This is a genomic window from Gammaproteobacteria bacterium (assembly GCA_022340215.1).
Classification (GTDB): domain Bacteria; phylum Pseudomonadota; class Gammaproteobacteria; order JAJDOJ01; family JAJDOJ01; genus JAJDOJ01.
This window is the reverse complement of sequence record JAJDOJ010000109.1, coordinates 1-3783: the sequence shown is the minus strand read 5'-3', so window position 1 is coordinate 3783 and position 3783 is coordinate 1. Positions and strand designations below refer to the sequence as shown.

Sequence of the window (3783 nt, the reverse complement as noted above, 5' to 3'; positions counted from 1 at the left end):
TCCATCGTTCGACGATGCGCCTGTTGTCGCGCCTGGCTGACAAACGATCCCGGCGCGGCGCTGTCCCTGCTTTGCTTGGGCACCGGTCTTGGGCTTCCTGCCCAAGCCGTTCACTGCTTCGCAGTTCACCCGGCGCGATCTGGTATGTCATTTTCCGGCAATCGCCTAAGATCATCACATCCAGCTGTCTTCAAACATCATGAAGCTACCGGTTGGCCGGCGTTGGGCCACTGTCCGCTCCTCGCCATGAGTTACCCATCGGGTGCGGTATGGACCATGCGCCATGGACGTTCCATCTAGGCCTGCAGAAATCGCCTGTTTGTCGGATTACCCTCCCGCACGACCAGGTCCAGGCGGACGGTGGCCCGCGTCATGCCGCAGTATAGAAGTTGCTCCTCCCGTCCGCGGCGATCCTCGCGCGGATCGACATCCACGAGGATGACCGCGGGCGCCTCCTGCCCCTTGAAACGGTAGATGCTCTCGAAGGTCAACTTGCCATCGGTGAGAATCTGGTTCCCTTCCGCATCATAGTCACCGGTAAAGCGTCGCAGCCGCATCGCCCCGACCCGAGCGATGTCGCTGAAGACCGAGTTCCGCGCCCCGCGACAACTGAGCACGACGATGTCGTCGAGGGTAAACCCCCGGCGAACGAGGTCCGCCGCGATCCTCGCGACGATCCTGGGTTGTTCCCCCGGTTCCCCGAAGCGATGCACACCGGCACCGAGGCCCGGGAGATCGTTACCCGATTCGAATTCTATGTTCATCGTGTTGCGAAGGAACCGGGCGATCGACTCCGGGCTGCGGTAGTTCACCGGACAATGGAACCCGACGAATCCCCCGGTCTCGACACGCGGCTTGTCCTGCAGATTCTGCTCCGGGTCCTCCAGCCACAGGATGTCGGCGCCGTCACGCAGGAACAGACAGAGGATCTCCAGCCATTCCTGCTCGAAGTCCTGCCCCTCGTCCACGACCAGGGCGTCGAACAGCCAGTCTTCCGGGATGCGCTCCGCCGTCACCAGATCGGGTATGCGCCGCCAGAATTCCGGGTCCCCGCCCGCGCGGTCGAAGTCCGGCGCCTGCCCCCTGCGCTTCAGGAACTCGACACAGAATCCGTGAAACGTGTCCACGTAACCCTTGCTTGACACACGGTCCCGGAGACGCATGGCCAGCGGTCGATTGAAGCAGGTCAGGAGAACACGCTTGCCCTCATCGCTCGCCCGTGCGTAGAAGTGTCGCGCGACCAGACTCTTGCCGCTGCCCGAGGTCCCGGTAAAGCGAAGGCGAAACGGCGTCATCTCCAGGCTCGTCAGGATCGACGCGACCGGCCCGATCTGGCGAACAAAGGTGCGTTCCTGGGAGTCCCTGTGGGCCTGGATATCCGGGACGACCTGAAAGGTCTGGCAGAAGAACTCGTGCACCGTTTCGCGCCAACCGTCTCTGGCATCGTGCCCCGGGCGGAGTATCGCCTCGATCCGGGCAGGGAGCGAATCGCCGTCACCCGCATCGACGATCCTGGAGGCGTCGAGGCCGGCCGCATTCAGGTCCCGCACGAGATGGTCCGGCAGATAGACGAGGTAGTCGACATCGAGCGATCGCGTTTTCCCATGGCGCCAGTAAAACTTCTCCCTCACCTTGTCGATCGACCGATGCACCTGTCCGACCGGATCCTTGGCGCCCTCGCCCTGGTCGTAATGCTTCGCCAGTCTACCGCCCTCCTCGCTGAGCACCCCGTTCTTCTGCTCGATGAACAACACGTCGCCGGAACGGTTCAGGACCACGAAGTCGATCTCTCCGAAGTGTGTCCAGCCATGGTACTCGCGGGTCCAGTGAACACCGTGGAAGACCGTGTAGTCGTCCGAAAGGGTGGACTTGAGGGTTCGCAAGGTTTCCAGTTCCGGTAGGTGCGCACCGGAAAGGGCGAGACGGGAGATATCGGAGGGTACAATGTAAGCCACGTCGACGGCACCTCCATTGCGGAGTTTGCGAATTTTCCGGTCCCGTGACCGATCTTAGCAGCTGAAAGCAGGAAAACTTTACGGCCCACGCCGGCGAAGATCGCGGTTCCGTGCCGATTCTTCTGGGTCGAAGACAGGAGGAGGATCTTTCCTGAACGCCCGACTATATCGGTACCTGCGCCAGCGACCGCCCCAAGGGCACAGTCGTTCAGTCCTGAGCCATTCCGGTGCTCGACCACGACCGACTACAGATCGTAACCCGCGGGGACAAGCAGCTTGTCAGTGTGGGACCGCACCGGCCCCTGACCGGGCCACTGTCGGTGGAGGCGCGTGAAAAGGTGGAGCGTGCGGGGCTCTTCCACAGGCTGCCAATATGAAAAGGCCGATGACGAGCTGCGGTCCAAGGTCAACTCGCCTGGATCGGCGACAAACGAGTCGCATGGAAAATCATGAACAAGGCACCGAAGGCCCATGCCGATCAGTCAGGGACCAGATAACGGCGCGAGGACAGACCCGTGAAAAATCAGATCCTTCTCTTCGGTGCCGTAACCATCGTGGCTCTGGCCCCGATCTTACACACCCGTGCCGCCGAACTTTCCGGCTATACGGTCAGGCAACTCGAACTCTGCATCGAGGGCGACAGCGACGTCCGATGGGGGGCCGCGTCGGAAGGCGAGTGCAAGCAGTACATCAACGGTTTCACCGACACCTTTCTCCCGCTGGCCGAGGACCCGAAAGCGGCCTACTTCTGCCTGCCTCCACCGGGAAACCGGCCGGATGAAATCCGCTGGGCCTTCATGAAGTGGTCGACCGACAATCGGGACAAGCGGGATGTACCGGCTGCCGAAGGGCTGATGGCGACGGTGAAGGAGAAGATTTCCTGCAAATAGGCCAATGAGGCTTTCCGCTCTATACCGTGATTGTAAGAGTTCGGAGCCTGGAAGGTATGTGGATCTTTTGACAACAACAATTTATCTACCAAGCAGGATACAATTGATCCTACCCCTTCCCACAGGCCGTTCACACCATCGACCAACCGATAACGATTTGAAATCCCTTCTCGTCGGGCAGGGATTAAGCCGCAAGCAATCGATCATGCGCCTGAGCGAAGGTATTTGAGCAGAAGGAAGATGGATCACTACAAATTCACTGAATATTTTGAGAAGGAAGTGCTACGGAAGCGCCCCTATCTGAAAAAAGACTGGTGCATCTACGTGATTGAAAATGCCATTCGTTCAGAACCTCAGGAGCACAATCGACACCGATTCTGGGCAGCCATCCCTGAACTTGAAGGACGCTACTTGCGGATTGTTACCCTCGAAGATAAGGTTACAATACACAACGCTTTTCCAGATCGAGGATTTCAACCATGAAACTGAACTACTATCAGGAAACCGACTCACTCTATATCGATCTATCTGAACGTCCTAGTACTGAGAGTCGTGAAATCTCGGAGGGGGTCGTTCTGGATTATGATGCTGATGGCAAGTTGGTTGGTATTGATATTGACAATGCCACTAACAAAGTGGAACTGAATAAACTTATCCTCAGCAAACTGCCTGGCAAGATTGAAACGGCTGCCGCATAAAACCCGCCTGCAGGCAATACAAATAGCGCGCACTTGACCAAGGTCGCTTCAGCCAGACTGGCTTTGAATAAATCCCCTGTCCGCTCTCATTCAGCCTGATTCTAGGAGCCTGTCGGCCTTAGGAACAATCTACTGCGCTGATGGGAGAGCGGCCAAAAAATCCCCGATTTCTCGTTGCGTAGGCCCACTATGCGCCTCGAAATCGTAAACTTTTTGTCTCGTTCTCCCACCATGCTCGCT

4 protein-coding genes are annotated in these 3783 nt (G+C 58.3%); 3 read left to right on the top strand and 1 reads right to left on the bottom strand.

The genetic code is table 11. The features are described from left to right. Positions 1-296 precede the first annotated feature (296 nt). Complete coding sequence (locus LJE91_07960) at positions 297-1955, bottom strand: NERD domain-containing protein (protein MCG6868649.1); 1659 nt, start codon at positions 1953-1955, stop codon at positions 297-299. Between the two features lie 515 nt (positions 1956-2470). Here LJE91_07960 and LJE91_07955 point away from each other — a divergent pair. The 3 genes from LJE91_07955 to LJE91_07945 all read left to right on the top strand — a co-directional run bounded on the left by LJE91_07955 (position 2471) and on the right by LJE91_07945 (position 3543). Next, on the top strand, positions 2471-2845 hold the full coding sequence (locus LJE91_07955) for a hypothetical protein (protein MCG6868648.1): 375 nt from the start codon (positions 2471-2473) through the stop codon (positions 2843-2845). A gap of 240 nt (positions 2846-3085) precedes the next feature. Beyond that, entirely contained in the window at positions 3086-3328 is a 243-nt protein-coding gene (locus LJE91_07950; GenBank protein MCG6868647.1) for a hypothetical protein, read from the top strand. Further along, a complete protein-coding gene (locus LJE91_07945; protein ID MCG6868646.1) occupies positions 3325-3543 on the top strand; it encodes a DUF2283 domain-containing protein in 219 nt (72 codons plus the stop codon). The genes LJE91_07950 and LJE91_07945 overlap by 4 nt, the downstream gene beginning before the upstream one ends. The last annotated feature ends 240 nt before the right edge of the window (positions 3544-3783 follow it).